Annotated in this window: 17 protein-coding genes; 15 read left to right on the top strand and 2 right to left on the bottom strand. The window is 58.3% G+C overall.

Going from position 1 to position 20396, the window contains the following annotated elements:
• Positions 1-47: 47 nt before the first annotated feature.
• The gene (ilvC, locus tag OH491_RS08950; RefSeq protein WP_068772105.1) at positions 48-1073 is read left to right on the top strand and encodes a ketol-acid reductoisomerase; all 1026 of its coding nucleotides are present in this window, start codon (positions 48-50) and stop codon (positions 1071-1073) included.
• A 234-nt stretch (positions 1074-1307) separates the two neighbouring features.
• Here ilvC and OH491_RS08945 read toward each other — a convergent pair whose 3' ends face one another.
• Positions 1308-2231, bottom strand: coding sequence for a polyprenyl synthetase family protein (locus OH491_RS08945; protein WP_068772106.1), 924 nt, complete (start codon positions 2229-2231; stop codon positions 1308-1310).
• A gap of 12 nt (positions 2232-2243) precedes the next feature.
• On the opposite strand from OH491_RS08945, the gene OH491_RS08940 reads away from it, so the two are divergent.
• The 6 genes from OH491_RS08940 to OH491_RS08915 all read left to right on the top strand — a co-directional run bounded on the left by OH491_RS08940 (position 2244) and on the right by OH491_RS08915 (position 7782).
• Complete coding sequence (locus OH491_RS08940) at positions 2244-2864, top strand: DUF4013 domain-containing protein (RefSeq protein WP_068772107.1); 621 nt, start codon at positions 2244-2246, stop codon at positions 2862-2864.
• A gap of 116 nt (positions 2865-2980) precedes the next feature.
• The gene (locus OH491_RS08935) at positions 2981-3310 is read left to right on the top strand and encodes an FmdB family zinc ribbon protein (protein ID WP_068772108.1); all 330 of its coding nucleotides are present in this window, start codon (positions 2981-2983) and stop codon (positions 3308-3310) included.
• Between the two features lie 97 nt (positions 3311-3407).
• Positions 3408-4076: a hypothetical protein gene (locus OH491_RS08930; RefSeq protein WP_145929008.1), complete on the top strand. Its 669-nt coding sequence runs from the start codon at positions 3408-3410 to the stop codon at positions 4074-4076.
• A gap of 582 nt (positions 4077-4658) precedes the next feature.
• Positions 4659-5069, top strand: coding sequence for a hypothetical protein (locus OH491_RS08925; RefSeq protein ID WP_342750985.1), 411 nt, complete (start codon positions 4659-4661; stop codon positions 5067-5069).
• A gap of 534 nt (positions 5070-5603) precedes the next feature.
• Positions 5604-6299, top strand: a complete 696-nt coding sequence (locus tag OH491_RS08920) for a LuxR C-terminal-related transcriptional regulator (protein WP_068772110.1) — start codon at positions 5604-5606, stop codon at positions 6297-6299.
• A gap of 937 nt (positions 6300-7236) precedes the next feature.
• The gene (locus OH491_RS08915) at positions 7237-7782 is read left to right on the top strand and encodes a transcription termination/antitermination NusG family protein (protein WP_084442504.1); all 546 of its coding nucleotides are present in this window, start codon (positions 7237-7239) and stop codon (positions 7780-7782) included.
• A 162-nt stretch (positions 7783-7944) separates the two neighbouring features.
• Here the strand turns inward: OH491_RS08915 and OH491_RS08910 are convergent, their stop codons facing one another.
• Entirely contained in the window at positions 7945-9369 is a 1425-nt protein-coding gene (locus OH491_RS08910; protein ID WP_068772113.1) for an O-antigen ligase family protein, read from the bottom strand.
• A gap of 376 nt (positions 9370-9745) precedes the next feature.
• Between OH491_RS08910 and OH491_RS08905 the strand changes: the two genes are divergently transcribed.
• From OH491_RS08905 to OH491_RS08870, 8 genes are all read left to right on the top strand, one after another.
• Positions 9746-10420 carry a hypothetical protein gene (locus OH491_RS08905; RefSeq protein ID WP_145929009.1) on the top strand — a complete coding sequence of 225 codons (675 nt, stop codon included), beginning with the start codon at positions 9746-9748 and terminating at the stop codon, positions 10418-10420.
• 189 nt (positions 10421-10609) lie between these two features.
• Positions 10610-11746 carry an outer membrane beta-barrel protein gene (locus OH491_RS08900; RefSeq protein WP_342750984.1) on the top strand — a complete coding sequence of 379 codons (1137 nt, stop codon included), beginning with the start codon at positions 10610-10612 and terminating at the stop codon, positions 11744-11746.
• 19 nt (positions 11747-11765) lie between these two features.
• Complete coding sequence (locus OH491_RS08895) at positions 11766-12356, top strand: polysaccharide biosynthesis/export family protein (RefSeq protein WP_068772116.1); 591 nt, start codon at positions 11766-11768, stop codon at positions 12354-12356.
• An 11-nt stretch (positions 12357-12367) separates the two neighbouring features.
• Complete coding sequence (locus tag OH491_RS08890; RefSeq protein WP_068772117.1) at positions 12368-14629, top strand: GumC family protein; 2262 nt, start codon at positions 12368-12370, stop codon at positions 14627-14629.
• An 801-nt stretch (positions 14630-15430) separates the two neighbouring features.
• Positions 15431-16915, top strand: a complete 1485-nt coding sequence (locus OH491_RS08885) for a lipopolysaccharide biosynthesis protein (protein WP_068772118.1) — start codon at positions 15431-15433, stop codon at positions 16913-16915.
• A 49-nt stretch (positions 16916-16964) separates the two neighbouring features.
• Positions 16965-17594: a class I SAM-dependent methyltransferase gene (locus OH491_RS08880; RefSeq protein ID WP_342750983.1), complete on the top strand. Its 630-nt coding sequence runs from the start codon at positions 16965-16967 to the stop codon at positions 17592-17594.
• A 349-nt stretch (positions 17595-17943) separates the two neighbouring features.
• On the top strand, positions 17944-19548 hold the full coding sequence (locus OH491_RS08875; RefSeq protein WP_334319573.1) for an ABC transporter ATP-binding protein: 1605 nt from the start codon (positions 17944-17946) through the stop codon (positions 19546-19548).
• Between the two features lie 139 nt (positions 19549-19687).
• Positions 19688-20392: an FkbM family methyltransferase gene (locus tag OH491_RS08870; protein WP_084442510.1), complete on the top strand. Its 705-nt coding sequence runs from the start codon at positions 19688-19690 to the stop codon at positions 20390-20392.
• Positions 20393-20396 lie beyond the last annotated feature (4 nt).

Genomic DNA, 20396 nt, shown 5'->3' with positions numbered 1-20396 from the left:
CCTTAAATAATTCCCAACTTTTAATTCCTGATTCTTAATTTCTCACCATGCCCGCCAAAGTATACACTGACAAAGACGCCGATCTCGGCGTGTTCCAGAACAAAACCGTCGCCGTCCTCGGCTACGGTTCGCAAGGTCACGCGCACGCGCTCAACCTTAAGGATTCCGGCGTGAAGGTCATCATCGGCCTCTACCCCGGCAGCCAGTCGCGCGCCGTCGCCGAACAACACGGCTTCAAGGTGCTCGACACCGCCGACGCCGTCCGCGAAGCCGACGTCATCATGGTCGGCCTTCCCGACATGAAACAGGCCGATGTTTACACGAAGGACATCGCGCCCAACCTCACCAAGGGCAAGACCCTCGTGTTCAGCCACGGTCTCGCCATCCACTTCGGCCTCATCAAGCTGCCCCCCGATGTCGATTGCATCATGGTCGCGCCGAAAGGCCCCGGCCACATGGTCCGCCGCCTCTACACCGAGGGCAAAGGCATGCCGGCGCTCATCGCGGTCGCGCAGGACAAGTCCAAAAAAGCCAAGAAAACCGCGCTCGCCTGGGCGAAAGGCATCGGCTCCACCCGCGCCGGCGTGCTCCAGACCTCCTTCAAGGAGGAAACCGAGACCGACCTTTTCGGCGAGCAGGCCGTCCTCTGTGGCGGAGCCAGCGCGCTCGTGCAGGCCGGCTACGAGACCTTGGTCGAGGCCGGCTACCAGCCCGAGATGGCCTACTTCGAGTGCCTCCACGAGTTGAAGCTCATCTGCGACCTCATGTATGAATCCGGCATCGCCGGCATGCGCTTCTCGATCTCGGAGACCGCCAAGTACGGCGACATCACCCGCGGCCCGCGCGTCATCAACGCGAAGGTCAAGGCCGAGATGAAGAAGATCCTCAAGGAAATCCAGACCGGCAAATTCGTGAAGCAGTGGGTGGCCGAATACAAGGGCGGCCTGAAGAACTACCACAAGCTTCTCGCCGCCGGCCAGAAACACTCCATCGAGAAAACCGGCGCCCGCCTGCGCAGCATGATGCCTTGGATGTCCAAGAAAAACATCAAGGGCGTGCAAGCGGCCTACTGAGCCGGCCTTCACCGCACAATCACCGGGAAGGCTCAATCTTCCCCCGAACGCCGCGTCCCGCCGCCGCGGCGTTTTTTTTGGGGGGGGGCTGAACACCACACGTCCTCCGCCGCACTAAAACGGTGTGGCGACAAGCACTGACACAATGCAGGCTAATGGGTTACATTGCCAGCGAACCCGGGCCTATTTTAGGCCAAACAAAGCGGCTGCGACTTGCCCTCAAAGGCCCTGGCATCAGCTCTTCCGCGACAGCAGGTGTTCCACCAGCGCGCGCAGGAAAGCGGTGTCGCCGGGGAGACGGCGCAAGGTGTCGAGGGCGGATTGCGTGCGCCCGGCGGCGAGCTGGCGGGCGGTTTCGAGGCCGTGCAGGGTGACAAAGGTGGCCTTGCCGGCACGGGCATCCTTGCCGGCGGTTTTGCCGAGCGTGGCGGTGTCGGCGGTGGCATCGAGGATGTCGTCCACGATTTGAAAGGCGAGGCCGAGGTCGCGTCCGAAGTCGCGGAGGGCATCGATTTCGTTGCTCGCCAGCAGGCCGCCGCAATGCCCGCCCATCACGAGCGCGGCTTCAATCATGGCGGCGGTTTTGTTGAGATGGATGAACTCAAGCTGCGCGCCGCCGGGCGCGGTGGTTTGTTTTTCCGCGAGCAGGTCTTCCATCTGGCCCCCGATGAGGCGGGTGCTGGAACTGGCGGCGGCGAGTTCGCGGACGAGGGTTTGGGCGAGGTCGGGATCGGTGGGATAATGGCTGGAAAGGAGCACGAAGGCATGCGTGAGAAGGGCATCCCCGGCCAGAAGCGCGGTGGCCTCGTCGAAGGCGCGATGGCAGGTGGGCCGGCCGCGGCGGAGGTCGTCGTTGTCCATGCACGGGAGATCGTCGTGGATGAGCGAGTAGGTGTGCACGCATTCGATGGCGACGGCGGCGGGAAGCGGATCGTGCAAGGCGGCGCCGCGCAGGCGGGCGGCGGCGAGGAGCAGGACGGGACGCAGGCGTTTGCCGCCGGCCTGCATGGAGTAGCGCATGGCTTCATGGATGCGCGGCGGACGGGCGTCGGCGCGCGGCAGGAGGCCGTCGATGGCTTTTTCGGCCAGCGCGACGAGGTCGTTTAATTTGGTTGAGAAACCGGGCGGCGCATTGCCTACTTTGGGGGAAGCTTTCATTTTCACGAATCAATGCCGACGCTTGAGCAAATTTGCAAACGCCTCTTTACGGGATCATCATGGTTCGCGCGCTGCCTGGTGGGGGCGCTGCTGCTGGCGGTGCCGGTGGCGCATTTTTTTGCCTTTGGGTATCTGTATGACCTCATCGCGCGGGCGCGCACGGGCGGACGCTTGGAGTTTCCCGAGTGGGAGGAGTGGCGGCGGCTGTTCGTGAACGGCGTGGCCGCGTTTGTGATTTTCACCGTGCTGGGGCTGGTGCCGCTGGCGCTGGGGTGGGCGCTCACGTGGCCGCTGCGCTGGCTGAACTACGGGGTGTTTGTCTATCTGCCGATGGTGCCGGCGGTGATGCTGGCCGCGCCGCTCACGGCGGCGGGCATCTACCAATACCAAAAACGCGAGGAATACCGCGACGCGTTTCGCTGGCGCGTGCTGGTGGCGATGCTGCGGTCGAGCAAGGCGCGGTTTTTCGTGCCGAGTTTCGCGATGGTGGGTTTCATCACGGCGGTGTATCCGTTGATGACGCTGACTTTGTTCGTGGCGCTGGCGGCGGGATGGAGTTTCTTCGCGGCGTTTTTCCGCAGCATCGAGGAGGCGCACCGCCCGGGCGCGGCTTCGGTGGCGCAGCGGCGATAGGGGGTTGCGCCAGGATGGCGGGCTTGCGTGCCGCCCGTGGTGATGCCGGGCAGGAAGGAAGGATGAAGAGAAAGATTGTGTTTGGCGCGCGCCGGGTTTTTTGAGGGAAATTTCTTATGCCAACATACGATTATGTCTGCACCAAATGCGGCCACGAATTCGAGGTCTTTCAATCGATGAAGGACAAGCCGCTCACCAAATGCCCAAAATGCAAAAAGGGCCGGGTGAAACGTCTCATCGGGACCGGCGCGGGGTTGCTTTTCAAGGGGACCGGATTCTACGAGACCGACTACAAGCGCAAAAGCGGGACGAAGGAGAAAGACGGGGCCGCGCCATCGACCCCATCCGGGGAAAAAAGCACGGGCGACGGGAAGGCGGCTTCGACCGCACCGGCCAAAAGCAATTCCGGGGCGGCGAAATCGGATGGAGCAAAGCAGGCCGGATGATGCTTCGGAGCGGAAAATGCGATAAAAAAGAAGCGCGGGGATTCCGTCCGTATCCACGGCGCGGCTGCATGGCCGGGGTGCATGAGGAGGCCGTCGCGTGAAAACCACGCCATCACGATGCGAGTCGCTCGTGTGCGCGCTGGCTGCCGTGCCGCTGGGCGCATTGCTCGCGGCGGCCTGCCTGGTGTTCAGGCCGGTGGAAATCGTCGCGACACCTCCGGCGTTTTCCGGGCGCGAGGCGGGGCGGGTTTATTATGTGACCGGTTCGCGCGACCGGGCAAAGGGAGTGCGCTGGATGCTGAAGCGCCAGCAGCTTTTCGATGGCACGGTGCACGAGGTGGTGTTCAACGAGGATGAGCTCAACCTGTGGTTTGCCTGGGAACCGGTGGGAGTGCCGTTGCCGGCGCACGGAGCGCGAAGCGAGTGGGTTGAGGTGCAGGGCATCGACTTTCGCATCGCGGACGGCGCGCTTTGCGTGGGGCTTCCGTCGAGAGTAGCGGCCGGCCCGCGCCGTGTGCCGGTGTTGATCCAGGCCAGGGGGGGATTTGCAAGGCGCGATGACGGACTGGTGATGTATGCGCCGGACGAAGTTTGGGTGGGGGCGTTTCCGCTGCACCGTGTCCCGTGGGCGATACAACTGCTGATGGCGCGGATGGTGGGACGCCAGGCCATCCCCGGTGCGGGGATGGATTTGTGGCAGAAAATCTTGCGCGTGACGATAACCGGCCGCGAGATGCGCGTGGAGATGGATAACGGGCGGCCGTGAAGAGCCTGCCGCGCGTCAGATGCGGCGCCGGGCGAGCGGATGCCCTCGATCCGGGGGCGGGGCCGCCCATCGGGGGCAGGGAAAAGGACGGCTTGCGGGCCGCCATTGTCACCTGTCCGCCTGTGTTGCGGCGGCTTGTGCCAGCATAGATTATATTCAAAACAAAGACGGGTGCCATTTATAGCTTTTATTCCCGGCCTCCCATGCCCCCTTTCGGGCGCATCCGCTGTCCAGGGGCGGCCTCAATTCTATAATGGCGTTTTTTTTCGGATGCTTTGATTGAACATGGAGACGCAAAGCAGGTCCATATACCGCGCCTGCCTTGCCTCATATTTCTTGCATTCGCGCATCAGGGACATGGATGATGTGTCATTGCTATCGGCTGATGAATAGAGGTTGTATATTACGATGGATTAAAGTCTCCATTTAGAGACTAACTTGCGGCTTGGGCCTTGCGATTGCGGGGAATTCATCAGAAGTGGAATTATTGCTTCGAATCCCACCGATGATCGCGTGTGCGGGAATCATGCCCGTCTCAAGGCAATCGTCCATGGAAGATTATGCTGGCTGAGAATATCAAACATGAACTTAAAAATTGCTTTTGAGCAGCATCTTCAGATTTGCGAGGATGTTTTGCATTGCATAAGGGAGGAAAATTCGCTTTTGCGCATGCATCGTCAGGTCCCGGGCAGTGAATTTTTCCAACGCAGGACTGAGTTGCTTATACATCTGAATGTAAGCCTTTCCAGCATGGAGGCGGCGGTTGCGTCCGGGGATGCAATCAGCGAGGACCTGCTGAATACACTCCATGCAAGGGTTGCCCAAGTGCTTGAAGCCATTCAGTTGAATGATGAATTGCTGCAAGTGTCTTGCAGGCGGAATCCGGAAGAACAAGGCGCACCAATATCAAGAAACGCCGGCTATCCCATTGGCGCCAGCCATGGAAATAGGATGTCTCCCTGGCAAAGGGAAATAGGCCGGAATAATTCATAATGTCCATTATTACTGATATTCAATTGCGATTTATATGCCGTATTTCAGGATTATAATTTGAGGAGACCGGCATGGAGAATGCACTGTGCTGGTTGGCGCCGGAGAACTGGAATGCGCCGGAAAAGGATTCTCTGTTTTCTAAATGCGCAAATCTATTACTATTTGTCCCGGTAGGGTGTCCTTTTTGCATTTGAATCAATAAATTGTTTTAATCAATTGTAAACTTCATGTCATTAACTATTAATAACGATGTGCGGATTTACATTTGGTTTTTGTCTTCATATAGTATGTTTTTATCAGGATAATGACCCATCATCGGCATCCAGTGTTCTTATCAACGATAAGCCTCGGCTCATCTCTCATTCAACTCCACGGACTTCCACGCAAAAAGCCGGGCGAAGCGCATAATGCAATGCCTTTGTCGAACCGGCTTTGACCGGGGTATCCGGGTAGAAACAATCCCTTTCATTATGACCTTGGCCTGTCTTTCACGGTCCTTCATATTATCAGGCATACTCCCCACCAATTGCTGAAATGTTACAGTCAACAATCCCCAGAAAAGTGATGTTTGTTTGTGACCAGCCCGTTGTCCGCGAGCTTCTTGCGAATCATTTCAGCAAATTGGGCGCCTATGCGGTGACTGCGCCGGCATGGAATCCAAATACAATCATCGACGAGGTGAAACAGGTGTGCCCCGCGCTGGTTGCCATTGATTTTAACCTAAGAAACAACGCGGCCTTGCTCCTGCTGCTCCAGATCCGCCAGATTGTGCCGGGCATTCGGATACTCGTGTTTTCCGGCACGCCCTCCCCGGAGCTCATAAAGAGCGCGCTGGAGGCCGGCGCCCACGGCTATCTCGACAGCAGTTCCACGCTCGCGGAATTTCAGCGGGCATTGTCCAGTGTCCTGGAGGGGCGGGCTTATTTTAGCGCCGAGGTGAATGCGGCCATCCTCAATATCATGCAGAGCCGTTCGCTTGACAGCGCCGGCATCATGATGCCGCTGAGCCAGAGGGAATTGACTGTATTGCGCCTGATGGCAAACGGGCTGAGTTCCAAGGAGATTGCCAAGAAACTTGGCATCAGTCCGTATACCGTGGTCAATCACCGGACGAAAATCATGCGCAAGACCGGCATTCATCGTGCCGCCCAGCTTTCATTATACGCGGCCCAGATTGGACTGATTCCCACCCCAAATTCGACCCATCCATTCCAGACAATGCTGGCCTAGTAATGCCCGCTGACGATTTCTGAGGGCGTGGCGCGGTCGACGATATTCGCCGGGGCGCGGCGCGGGTTTCTATTAAATATGTCATACCATTTCCCAATGAAAATCACCCTTTTGTTGGAGGGCCGAGCTCCTGCGAGGCCGTCGCGGGAAAACGTCGCATATAAACCGTGACGGCCTCGCAGGAGTTCGGTCTTATTGAAGAGTGAATTTCGTTCGAAATTGGTATCATTCATCGGCTTCATCTTTCATATCTGTTTTCTGTTCCCGGGATTTTATGTATCCGCAAACCAGGAACGAGGCCGCGTATGAAAATATACCATAGATATAGAATGATCGCTTTATAAGGCGTGAATCATAAAGGCTAATTTATTGCCATCTCGCCTCGCATGGGGATTCGATTACCCGGCATCAACTGATACAAATAAACGCATGACAAGATTATTGCCCCCGCAAGTCCGGCTTACGGGAATCAATGCGCGAGCGGCGATATTTGGGGCGCTCGTATTTTTTCTCGGCAGGTATCCTACCTGCGGCGGTCAGGTGCTTGGCTGTCTCACGGTGGACATCAGGTCCACGGAGGGCGGTTTTCCCGGTCTGAACACCGCATGGTGCAAGGAGGCCCGCGAACTCTCCGAAAAGTTCGGATTGCCCTGGCAATTCATCGCCACCAACAATCCTCTCCATCAGATTTTTTCACGCCGCGCGGCGGCCGCACGCTTTTGCTTCCGCGCCTCCAGCCAAACATGAACAAAACGATCGTCATTCTCAACGGTCCGAACCTCGACCGGCTCGGCAAACGCGAAATCGCCGCCCTGGGGATCGGGGGATATTTCGCGGCAGTCCGTTACCTGCTCAAGCTGTGACCTCCGGGCAGGCAGAGAACGAAACCGTGACCGGCCATGCATCAGTCCCGAAGCAGCCAGTGAACGCTCCTGCCATGGCCGCGTCCGCATCCGTCACGGACGGCGAAGGGGAGGAACACGCCATGGCCGCGGCCATTCCCCGCTGGTACGTCGCGCACACCAAGCCGCGTTGTGAAAAAAAATTCGCGGCATTGATGAAAGCCGAGCGTTTCGAGCACGAATTGCCGCTGATCGAGAGCGTCCGTCGCTACGGGCGGAAAAAGAAAAAGTACCAGAAGCCGATTTTCCCCGGATATGTTTTTGTCCGGATTCTGCCCACGCAGAAGCCGCGCTGTTTTCAGCAGGAGCTGCTTGTGCGTCTCATCGAGGTGGACCAGCAGAAACATTTCGAGCACCAGCTCGAGGATGTTCGCAAACTGGTGGCCTCGGGGCTCGAGGTGATGTTTTATCCGCAGCTCAAGCGCGGCGCGACGGCGCGCATCCGCAGTGGTCCGTTGCGCGGTGTGCAGGGCGTGATCGACGACCCGAAAAATCCCGGCGGCATCGTCCTCGTCGTGGACGTGCTGCGGCAGGGTGTGCTCGTGAAGGTGCCGGTCGAGGACTTGGAGATCGATTCGTAAAAGGAGCGGCGGCGTCTACCACGACGGCCAGTTCGACGGCTCCCGCCTCGCCCTCAACCTGGCCCAGACCGCCGATGACCTCGGCGCGGACGTCCTCAACTATGCCAGTGACTTGCCCGGAATCATGCGCCGATGCCTTGTCCGGAACCACTGTCGGCAAGCTCATCGCAGCCGTGTCATGGATGTTCCTTCCCGTTCTTTGTCTGGCCTGGCAAACTGGCTGGCGGTCACGACCAGCGTCGTCCACAGGAGCAGGACAGCCGGGTTATGGAAGGGAAATTCGACCCAGGCATAACATCCGATCAAAATGCACCCTGCCAAGATCCACCGAACCCGGGAATGGCCGTGCCGCAGGCCGCGCCAGAGCAGGCAGGCCGGTGGAATGATGAGGACGAGACCGCCGACAAGACCAACCTCGGCCCACAATTCCAGCCAGTCGCAATGCGCGTGGAAAATACGCGTCGTGATCTCGTTTTTCTCATTTCTGAGATAATCGCCCTGGTAAGTGGGTATCACTTGCCCGAATGTGCCCAGCCCCCAGCCATACACGGGGCGAGCCCGGGCCATGCGGAAAGTATCTTTGATCAGAGGCCAGCGCAGGTCCAGGTGCTCTCCTTCCTGATAACGTTTCCATTGTTCCGCCGTGCGGGCCTTTGCCGTCGCGAAACTGGATGCGCCGATGCCCGCGGCGACGCACATGCCAAGGCCCATGAGCAGGAGCGCGGAGAGGGCCAGATTACGTTCACGCCGCTGTGCCGGAGCAGGACGGAAACGGCATATGCGCCACGCGAAGTATGCTGACCCGGAAACGGCGAGAAGTGCCATGAGAACCATGCCCGAGCGGGATCCTGGAAGCGGAACCGATGCCGCGATGATCAATGCCAGCACGGCCCCGGGAAGCGCACGATCCAGACGACCGTTCCCTTCAATCCACCTCTGCACACCGCCAAATGTGAACCCGAGAGCAAGCGTCACCAGCAGCACGGTGTAGGCCGACCAGTGATTGCGGTAAATGAAACTGGCAAAATGAAATCCGGAGGGTGCCTGGGCGATTCCCATGATTTTCCCCGGATTCGTGAAATGAAAATAGTAGCCGGCAAGAGTCAGCATCACTCCGGACGCCAGGAGAATCTTCCACAGCAGGATAATCGCCTGCCTTCCCGGCGAGACCTGCTTTAGCGCGGCCCCCAGAAGCAATGCCGACATCCAGGGCATGACTGCCGAAAGTGTGGAAATCCGGTCAATCGTTGCAGGCAGCCAGGGGATCCAGTTTTTGGATTCAATCCAGCCACCGAAGCCGCGATCGACAGGAATCAGGCTCGGATTTGCGAGGCTGCAGCCGATCAGGAGGGTGAATACAATGACCGGCAGCCATACTCTGGCCTCCAGGCGGCGCCTTTCCCGGAGGCTGGAAATCAGCGACAAGGCTGCGGTCATTGCCGACAGACTCAAAAAGATCGGAGGAGCCCAATCGACACGGCCGCCAAATACCCATGCCGTTCCCGTGACGGTCACAGCCGCCAGGATGATTACCTGCCGTTCGGACGGGGGAATATGGTCATTCTGGGGATAGGTCCGTTGCGTCATTGTGAGAAAAAAGATCCTTTATTCAGGGAGATGATATTAACGCTATATTATTGCGTTTGCGAATGCGGGGAACCTGATTATGTAGTGCAACGGGTTCAGCAGTGCCTTTTTCATGAATATAAGCAAGGCTAGGATCAAAAGGATACCGTTGCCTTGGCAAGACAGACCAACGAAGCCCGGTTTTTTAAAAATTATATCCGGAGAGCCGATTTGGGCATAGTAATAATAATTACTGCGTAGTCATAAATAATCACGGTCACGGACTTCATGTGGTTATCATATAGTAAGGCAGGAGTGCCATTTTGATACTATAAGGATGTATTTCACTTGCTGAGGCCGGCCAGGCGGCGCCACAAGTCCTGCGGTTACATAAATCATGCATACGACGTCAGGAACGGTGACTGAAACCACTGTCAACCAATCTTACAGCCATAATTTCGGCCCAGCCAACCGGCCTTCGGGCAACACATCAACACAACCGACTGACATGAAAACAGCAAAAAAGATGCTACTGTTCGCGGGGATGCTGGTTTGCGGCTATCCTGTCGCCGTCCACGCCGCCACATCCGAAGAGATCGCCGCCACTGTGGCCACTTGGCAGGGGTTGGGGGACGCCGAGCTTCAGGCAGCGATATCCACATTTATTGCAGCCAATCCGGAGGATGCTCCCGCCATCGTCACGGCCGCGGTCACCGCCTTGCCTGCCCTAGCGCCGCAAATCGTGGCTGCCGCTGTTTCCACTGCACCCGCCCAAGCCGCCGCCATCACCACCGCAGCCGTGGCCGTAGTGGTCAAGGCCGGGGCGGATGTCGCTGTCGTTACGGCAATCACAGTCGCCGCCGTCAACGCCGCCCCCGCCAGTGAAAGAGCAGCGATCATAACCGCTGCGACCGCCGCCGATCCCCTGCATTCGGGCGACATCGCGAATGCAGTCGCCACGCAAGCGCCAGTCGCCACACAAGCGCCGCCCTCCACGACCACGGTCATCGCCCCCGTTCCGGTGACGCCCACCAAACTCGTACTCTCACCTGACGGCCTCTGGTTCAACTAATCCGGAAACGACCTGCCACCACGCCCAGTCCGGATGCATCACGGTTACAATAAGAGATGCATTCGGAAACCCGGTGCCGCTGCCCTTCGCTCAATACGATATTGTATTGACTGCACGCGAAAGCCGGCTGCTGGCCGCCCGGGCGGGCGGTGCGTCGGCCCCACTTTTCGCAATCCAAGAAATTTCGATATGCTTCAACTCACAGCCAGAGTGACCGCGGCCGCGTTTGCCGTCTTTGTCGCTCACAAATCCCTCGCGTTTGTCGAAATCGCCCGCGGCTCCCTGACCGCAGGCCTTGCTGCATCCGCGGCGCACGACACGAATATTTTTGGCAACAACACCGAGCGCCCTGACGAGATTCTCACGATAACCCCGGATCTCCAGTTCACGCGCAATGTCGGCACCATCTCCATGTTTGCCTCGGGAGGGGTTAACCTCATCCGCTTCTCCGATCACACCGACCAGAATTCCGAAGATCCCTTCGCCAACCTGAAATTCAACTACGACGGCGCCGACAAGGGGTCCGCCCAGGCGGGTGCGAGCTACCGGCGCAGTTCCGAAACCAACGACGCCGCCCTCCCCCGCACCGAGTCCGACGACTACAAGGCTGACGCCACCGTCACATACTACTACAGCGAGAAGCTCGGCGTGCGCCCCCGGGCCGATCTCAGCTTCTCCCGGTCCAGGACGAACGGTTTCAACGACGTCGATCGCTTGGGCGCCGGTGCCGGGCTGCTCTACCGCTATTCGCCCAAATTGACATTGGTTTCCGGATACGACTTCCGCACGACGGAGACGCGCGACCGCCTCGCCGGCACGAACAAGCCCGACAGCAGCGATCATCGCTTCTCTTTCGGCGTGGAGGGCGACCTCGCTCCCAAGCTCACCGGCTCCGCCAGCCTAGGCGCCACTTACCGCGATTTCGACGACGGCGATTCGAGCTGGCTCCCTTACGCCGGGATCGATCTCACTTGGGCCGCCTCGGAAAAGACGTCTGTCTTTTTGACCGTTTCGAGCGACTTCGACACCACCTCCTCCGCGCAATCCAGCAAAAACCTCCGCACCGCGCTGGGTGCCCGCCATGCGCTGAGCGCCCGCCTTTCCCTCTCCGGATCGATCGGATACGAGCACATCAAATATTCATCCAGTGGCCTGATCGGCGGGCGCACCGACAAGGTCCTCCCTCTCACCCTCAATCTGGATTATGCCGTCAACAAATATCTCTCCCTCGGCGCCGGTGTCTCTTGGCGCCACAACAGTTCGGACCTAGTGACCGCCGATTATGACCGGGCTATCTACACGCTTCAGGTATCGGCCCGTTACTGATCGCGATTTCATTCACCGGATGATGCCCGAAAAACTGCTCTCCATCCTCGGCATGCTCGCCTTTGCCGCGGCGGCCGTTGCGTCCACCAACGGTGGCGACTCGTATCAACTCTATCCTCTCGATCTGTTGCGTTTCGAGGTTTACGGCGAACCCGAGCTCGCCACCGAGCTTCGCATTTCCGGCAATGGCGACCTCAACGTTCCCCTTGCCGGCAGTGTCCGCGTGCAGGAGCTCACCCTCGCCCAGGCGCAGGAGAAGATCGCGCAGGTTTACCGGGACTCGGAAATTTTCATCCGTCCGCAGGTGAGCCTGCGCGTCGTCGAATACAGCAAGAAGGAGGTCTCCGTGCTCGGACAGGTCGGCAAGCAGGGGAGGATCGAACTCCCCGCCGAGTCTTCCGCCATCTCCATCGTCGAGGCCATCACGGCGGCCGGCGGCTTCACCCGTATCGCAAAAGGCGATACGGTGCGTGTCACGCGGCGCCAGACCAACGATGCGAAGGAAACCCATATTACGGTCGACGTCAAAGCCCTCATCCGTGGCTCCGGCGGCGATATATTCATGGTTCGCCCGGGAGACGTCATTTTTGTCCCGGAGCGGCTGTTCTGATCACTCACGGCATGGCTGAAACCTTTTCCAAAAAACCGGTGCCGGCCGCCGGCGCGTGGCCTCCCCAGTCCTCCTCTCCATTCGGCGAGCCGCCACCCTTCGCCGGCGGTTCGCTGCCCCGGCTGGACATCCGGCAGATTTTGCTCTGCATCCGGGAGCGTTGGATCGTTGCCGTCTCCCTCGCCATCCTCGTGTGCGTCCTGCTCGGTGTCTGGCTGCTCAATCAGCCCAAGGTGTTTCAGGCCAGCGCCACGCTTTTGGTGGACCGCGCCGAAAAGGTCCTCGGCAACGAGATGACCAAGGTCGTGGACGACAGCGTTGGCGGTTCCAAAAACGATCCCTCGTTCGACACGCACCTCGCCCAGATCACCAGCCGCGAAATGGTCCAGCGCGTGGTCGCCTCCTTCACGCCCGAGGAAAAAACCCGGGTCCTCGCCGCCTGGCTCGACAAGGATGATCCTCCCTTGTCGGCCAGCCAGATGGACGGGCGCCTCTCCGGTCTCATCACCTCCGGCGTCGGTGTGCAGCGCCAGGGCACCACTTTCCTCATTCGCATCACCTGCAAGCACCGCGAACCGGCCATGGCCGCCCTCGTCGCCACCCGTTTCGCCGAGTGCTACATTGTTTATCTCATGGACCGGAACGCCTCGGCCAACGATTCCGCCATCTCCTTCCTTCGCGCGCAAACCGAGGACCTGCGCAAGAAAGCCGAAGCCTCCGAGCGCGCCCTTCATGCTTACCGGGAAAAATCCCGCATGGTCTCCCTTGAGGAGAGCCAAAACATCGTCGTCGACCGCATGAAGGCCATCAGCAGCGCCCTGACCGAAGCCCAGGTCGCCTTGCTCGCGATCGAGGCGCGCCTCCAGCAGGCCGAGTCTGTCATTGCCAAAAACAGCAGCCCGCTCGAACTCGCTTCCATCACCGAATTTTCCTCGCTCGCCTCCGTCCAGAGCCAGCTCGACGAGCTTGTCGCCAGGAAAGCGGTCATGGCCGAGAAATACGGGCGCCGGCATCCCGCGATGATCGATCAGGAACGCTCCATCCAGGCCTTGGAGAAGCTCCGCGGCGACCTGATCCTGACCGCCGTGGCCAACCTCCGCAATCAGCGTGAAAAGGCGCTCGAAAACGAACGCCAGCTCCAGCGCCAGTTGGCCGACTCGGAAAAAGCCAGCCTCGCCCTCGACCGGCAGGCCGTCGAATACAACGTCCTCCGCCGCGAAGCCGAGACCAACCGCGCGACCTACACGCAAGTTCTCTCGCGTCTCAACGAAGCCTCGCTCACCGCCCAACTGGGCAACTCCAATATCAAGATCGCCGAACGCGCCCGACCTCCCACAGTCCCCCTCGAGCCCAATCCCAAGAAAATCCTTCTCTCGATCGGTTTTCTCGGAGTCCTGATCGTCATCGGTTACCCGGTCGGCATGGAGCTGCTTTTCAACCGGATCAAGACTTGGACGGATGTGGAACGCTACATCGGTCTCCCGTTGCTTTCGGAATTTCCTGTCCTGAAAAACCTGCCCGGCGACACGCTGAATCACCTTGTCCTGCAGGACCGGGATCCCGATGCGGGCGAAGTCGTCCGGGGCCTTTACGCGCAGCTCAAGCTGAGTTCCCGGCTCGATGCGCCCAAGACGCTGCTCGTCACCTCGACGATCCCTGGCGAAGGCAAGAGCTTCGTCGCCAGCAACCTCGCCACCGCCTTCGCGGCCCACGGCCTGCGCACGCTGATCATCGACGGCGACCTGCGCCGCCCCGTCCAGCATCGCCTGGCCGATGCCCCCAATACGCACGGTCTGCTGCGCTGGCTGGACAAGGGGGGAAAATCCGGAGGTCCGCTCGCGAATGATCCCGATCTCGATCTGCTCCGCCCGGCGCCAAACCTGTTTGTGCTTCGCGCCGGAGGGACGAGCCGCCGCATCAGCGAACTCCTCGACAACGAAAAACTGAAGGGCCTCTTCGAACAGGCCCGGCGCGAATTCGATATCCTGGTCATCGACACGCCGCCCGCCGGCATTTTTCCCGATGCCTTCGATCTGGTTCCCTTTGCCAGCGAGCTCGTTTATGTCGTGCGCTTCAATCATGTATCCCGTCCGCAGGTGCACCGGGTGACGGAGCGTTTCCGGTCAACGGGCCTGGAGATGCCCGGCATCGTGCTCAACATGATGCCGTCGGGGCGCGGGAGCGCCGCCTACTATTCCGGTTACGGATACTATGGGTCGAAACATTATTCTTCCTACTACAAGGAGGGACAACTGGCGGCCAGGAGTGGCTGAGGGCACGGCACCATGGTAGCGACCCTTCCAGCAACCGCGAAGCACCGGGATGCGACCGGAGTCGGGAAAAACCCTCTTCACACAGGGGTGGCTATCCCGACGCCTGCTTCGGTTTACCGGAGCGGCGGCCTCCCCGCCGCCGGACGCACACAGGCGCGCCTGCGCTGTTAACCCTTTCATGCGGCTTTCACCGCACACCAGTTTATTCTCAAGCAGGTCACGTCCCGGTGACGTGACGGGGCGAAGCTCGGTTGAAAACCGAGCTGAGCCCCTCCGGGGCGACGAGCGCGACGATGGCATCGCCGGAGGCGATGGTCCGCAGGGCTGGCTTTGGTCGGGCGCCCTCCGGGCGACCAAAGTCACAAGCTCGGAAAAATTCCGAGCGAAGCCCAGGTGCCTTTTGTAGGGGCGTCGCTTGCGACGCCCTCGCCAGTCGGACGCAGTCTCCTTCCCGCTCGCGGGCACCACAAGCGGTTCCATTGGTGAAACAAAATATATGAAAGGATCTTCGACGTATTCGGTGTGAAAAGGGGCACGGGCATCCTGCCCGTGTGGATTGCGTGGCATGGGCGACTCGCCCATGTTTTCGGGCGATGGCTCCGCGAAGCACGGGCGGGTCGCCCGTGCCACGCAAACGCATGGACGAGTCGTCCATGCCCCCCAGTCCGCAGGCAGGATGCCCGCGCTCCTGTCGCTGCCGCGTCTTCAAGCTCACTTCGTTCTCCCCCACTGAAAACGTCAAAGAAAATGGCAGATCCGGCTCCTCCTACAGATATATCTTCAGTGTCCCCGGCCATCGACATGGCCGACCTCAAGCGCAAATCGGTGCGCGGCGGCATGGTCACCTTTGGAGCCCAGGGGATCAGCATCGCCATCCAACTTGCCTCCACTGTTACGCTGGCCCGGCTGCTCTCGCCAGACGACTACGGAGTCATGGCGATGGTGATAGCCGTTACTTCCTTTGCCGGCCTTTTTCGCGACCTCGGACTCTCTGCCGCCGCCATCCAGAAAGGAACGCTTACGCATGCCCAAATGAGCAATCTGTTTTGGCTCAATGTCGGCATGGGGATTCTGCTGACAAGTGCGCTGGCGGCGTCTTCGCCTCTGGTGGCATGGTTTTATGGCAAACCCGAACTCATACCGCTTACCCTGCTGCTCTCGACCACCTTTCTTATCGGCAGTCTCGGCACCCAGCACGGGGCGCTTATGCAGCGGGAACTGCAATTCGGCCGCCGGGCTGTCACCGGCATTGCCGGAGCCCTCGCGGGATTAGGCGTTTCCATCATCCTGGCCCTGCACGGACAGGGTTATTGGGCGCTGGCGTGGGGAAGCATTACCGGAGGCATTGTCACCACCCTGCTGCTTTTTGCCCTGTCACCCTTTCGCCCCGGCCTCTGGACGCGAGGTGTGGGCATACGCTCCATGCTTAAGTTCGGTGCGAACATTACGGCCTTCGATTTTGTGAATTATTTTCATCGGAATCTCGACAACATCTTGATCGGCAAATTCTGGGGCGCGGACGCATTGGGGCTCTATAGCCGCGCATACTCTCTATTAATGCTTCCAATCAATACCTTGCGGGGACCGATCAATGCCGTGGGCTTTCCGGCGATGAGTCGATTGCAGAATCAGTCGGACGCTTTCCGAGACTACTATCGAAAAGTCACTACGTTTCTCGCATTGGTTTCGATGCCTTTCTCGGCTTTTTTGTTTGTGGCTTCAAAACCCGTTATAGTTCTCGCTCTTGGTGTACAGTGGATTGGTATAGTCCCGATCTTCGCTATCCTCGCGACAGTTGGATTCGTGCAACCTGTAATTACTTTATGGGGGATGGTAGTACTTAGCAGGGGGATGGGAAAACGCTATCTGCAACTGGGCTTCTTTAATGCAGTTTGCAGTATTATCGGGTTCTCCATAGGGCTTCACTGGGGCGCAATAGGTGTAGCCGCAGGATATGCGGTAGTAACCTATATTACAGCATACCCTATTCTTGCCTGGACGTTTAGAGGAACTCCACTTTGCCTTAAAGATTTTTCGACATGTATATTTCGACCATTCATTGCCAGTGTCATTGCAGTAGCAGGATGTCGAGTGTGGCAACCGGTTTGGGGCGAGCTTATGCCTGTTCAGGGGCTTGCCGTATCAGCTATACTTTTTATGACAGTTTATATACTGGCAATCTGGGTATTGCCTGGGAGCAAGCTCGATTTTGAATTACTGAAAAAAATCACCCGGCAGGTCACCAGTATTCGCGGCATCAAGAGTTGCGCTGGAATACGAACATAAACTCATGAGACGACTGCTTCGTAAAATACGAAACCGGCTTTTCGCGGGCTTGGCTCGCAAAGAAGAGTTAAATCAACTCTATAATCAATTCGCTGGACTTATCCAGATTCAGAATGCCATGCAGGGGAGCAGCGTGCTTCGTCCGATGCGGGGATGGGCCATCTCGCCCGACGCGATGGCATGGATACTTGCTGATCTCCAGGAACGCGAATCTCCAACGGTTATCGAATTCGGAAGCGGACAATCCACCATCATTCTCGCAACTGTCCTCAAGCAACGTGGTGGTCGGCTTGTCAGCGTTGAACATGATAGTGGATATTTGGGCGCAATTCAACGCCAAGCCAAAGCCTGCAATGTAACAGATGTGATAACATTCGCTCTCGCTCCACTCGTCGCCATGAGCCCGACATGTAGCAGTTATGATCTAACGTCGTTGCCTGACTGTTCTATTGATTTGGCGCTCATCGATGGGCCGCCATTCACGAATGGCTTGCTTACACGGCTTGTTCCCCTTCGCTGGGCAACGACGCATTTGATAAAGGGCGGAGCGATTTTTCTGGACGATGCAGCGCGCGGTAATGAACAGGAATGCCTCCGGCAGCTCAGAGCAGAATTTCCGGGAATTAATATTATCGAATATGCTGCCGAAAAAGGTCTGGCCAAACTGGAATTCATTTAAGGGGGGCTAACAACGGTTTTGATAATTGGATAACAGACAGAATCTCAATTGGGACAGAGCAATTACTCATTTTACATCAGGTTCTCAAGTCCCTATCATTCACCTTTTTGCCACTCGCTTCATGCCACGTTTCCTCCAGAATCACATTGATCTCATTCGGCGTAGCTATGAACTGGCGAAGCCTTTTGGGCGCAGGAAGCTCGTGATCGTGGTTTTTCTCTGCTTTATACAGGGACTCTTTCAGGTTTTTGGCGTTACGTCCATTTTCCCGTTCCTTGCCTTGGCAGCGGATCCCCAGCGGTTGCGGAATTCCCGTGTGGGCGGTGAACTCCTGTCCTGGCTTCCTCCCATGGACGATGCCCGACTCCTTTTGTATGCCGGTCTCTTTGCCGTGCTCATGCTGCTATTAGCGACTCTATTTAATATTCTGGGAGAATACTCTCGCAACCGCTACGCCCAGCAGTTTGCCCACTGGCTGCGGCTTCGCCTGCTCCGCCGGATCGTCGCCCGGCCCTATGGAGACTTTCTCCAACAACACTCCGGCGTGCTGGTCAAAAAAGTGGTGGACGATGTCCGCAGTTTCGTGAACGACATTTTCCTTCCCCTGCTCGACAGCATGGCACGACTTACGATCATCCTGCTCCTCGTCGCCACCCTCTTTCTCGTCCACCCTTGGATCGCGTTGGGTGCGGCCGGCGGACTTACGCTCTACTACCTCGGCATCTTCCGCCTCCTGTCCGGTCGCCGCCGCCTCGTCAGCGAACAACTCAAGATCGCTAACCGCGGCACTTACCTCCACGCCCAGCAGCTTCTGGGCGGCATCAAGCCCATCAAGGTCCACCGTGCCGAGGAACCCTTCATTGGCAAATTCGCCATCCACTCCGGCCAACTTGCCAAATACACGCCTTGGCAGCCCATTTATGCGAACGTGCCACGCCATCTCATCGAACCGCTCGCCTTCGGTGGCCTAGTGCTCGCGGTCCTGATCTGCGCCGCCCGAGGACAAAACATCTCCGCCATCCTCCCCAATCTCGGCGTCATAGCGCTGGCTGGCTATCGTCTGCTACCCGCCGTCCAGCTCCTCTATGGCCAATTCACCCAGATCGGCACCACCCTGCACGCCCTCGACGAGGTTTATGACGAATTTCTCGTGGCCGAAAAAGACGAGGCACTGGACCGCGGCTCCTCCGATGGCTTTTTCCCTCAGCCACCACGCCTGACGTGGGAGCGCGCCATTATCGTGGAAAACCTCGGCTTCTGCTATCCCGGAACGGCTCGTCCGGTCATCCAAAATCTGAACCTCGTCATCCCCAAAAACACCTCGCTCGGCATCGTCGGTCAGACCGGCTGCGGCAAATCCACCCTCGTCGATCTCCTGCTCGGGCTCCATGTCCCATCCTCCGGGCGCATCCTCATCGACGACACCCCGCTCGGTCCCGGAAACCGCCGGGCCTGGCGCGGCGGGATCGGCTATGTGCCGCAGGACATCTTCCTTATTGATGATACCATTGCCGCCAATGTCGCCTTCGGGGTGCCTGAAAAGGAGATCGACGCAAACGCGCTCCGACGTGCTGCCGGTGCCGCGCAGATTCTCGACTTTATCGAGAAAGAGACGCCGGTGGGCTGGCAGACCCTCGTCGGCGAACGCGGCGTGAGACTCTCCGGCGGTCAGCGCCAGCGCATCGGCCTCGCCCGCGCGCTCTATCACCAGCCCGACTTGCTCATCCTCGACGAGGCCACCAGCGCCCTCGACAACGCCACCGAGGCAGAAGTGATGCGCGCCATCGACAACCTGCAGGGCAAGATCACCATGATCGTGATCGCCCACCGCACCCGCACCGTCGAAAAGTGCGATGCACGGCTGGAGATGCGGACTCTGCGGCGGCAGTCGGTCCCGCTTCTCCCATCGACCTCGGCGAACCGCATCCTTCGGTCCAGCGTTTCACAAACCTGAATGAAACGCTTGAGACAAAGCTGAACGCATTGCTCACACTCGACCTTCCCGTCGCCAAAGAGGAGTGATTGGCCCGAGCTTCATGGGAAAAATCGCAATCGATATCCTGAAACTGTATCATCAAACCCGACAAACCTGAATGTTGAAATTTCTGATCGCCCAAGCATGCACATCGCTTGCCAATCTCTTGCTGGAACGGCTCAGGAACAAAGTTCCTGTTGGCATGAACCGTGAGGAATTTCGCCTCTGCGTCCTTTCTTTTTCTCAATTTGGTGAAGATCTCGCAGCCCTGCGCTTGGCCCAAAACATGGGTATCGACCACGGCATATACGTCGATGTGGGCGCTTTTCACCCCATCCATTTGTCCAACACGCTGCTTCTCTACAAAAAGAGATGGCGCGGAGTCAACATAGACACAAACCCTCAAAAAATAGACCTCTTCAACAAACTGAGGCCCGGCGACTGCAATGTTTGCGCCGCCATCAGTGATATACCCGCTTTTTATAAAACCCAAAATGCCGGAAGAACCACGGAAACAATCTCGATTCTTGAGCATCCCTCTGCGACTGGCGCGCGAACCCAAACCCTGGATCAGGTTTTGGCCCGGTCTCCTTTCGCCAACCAGCCGATCGACTACCTGAACATCGACTGTGAAAAACACGATATCCATGTTCTCAAGTCTGTTTCTCTGGAAACTTACAGGCCCGCCTTCCTTTCCATCGAAGCACTGGATTTCGCAGCCGAACAAGAAATCAGACAATACCTTGAGCCCAAAGGATACTCACTTTGCGAGAAAATCCATTGGACGCTTTTTTTCAAAAGCCTGCAACGTTCTAGTCGCTGAGACC

The sequence above is a fragment of the Termitidicoccus mucosus genome, from assembly GCF_038725785.1.
Classification (GTDB): Bacteria; Verrucomicrobiota; Verrucomicrobiia; order Opitutales; family Opitutaceae; genus Termitidicoccus; species Termitidicoccus mucosus.
The sequence above is the reverse complement of the archived record's forward strand: the minus strand, read 5'-3'. Positions and strand labels throughout refer to the sequence as shown.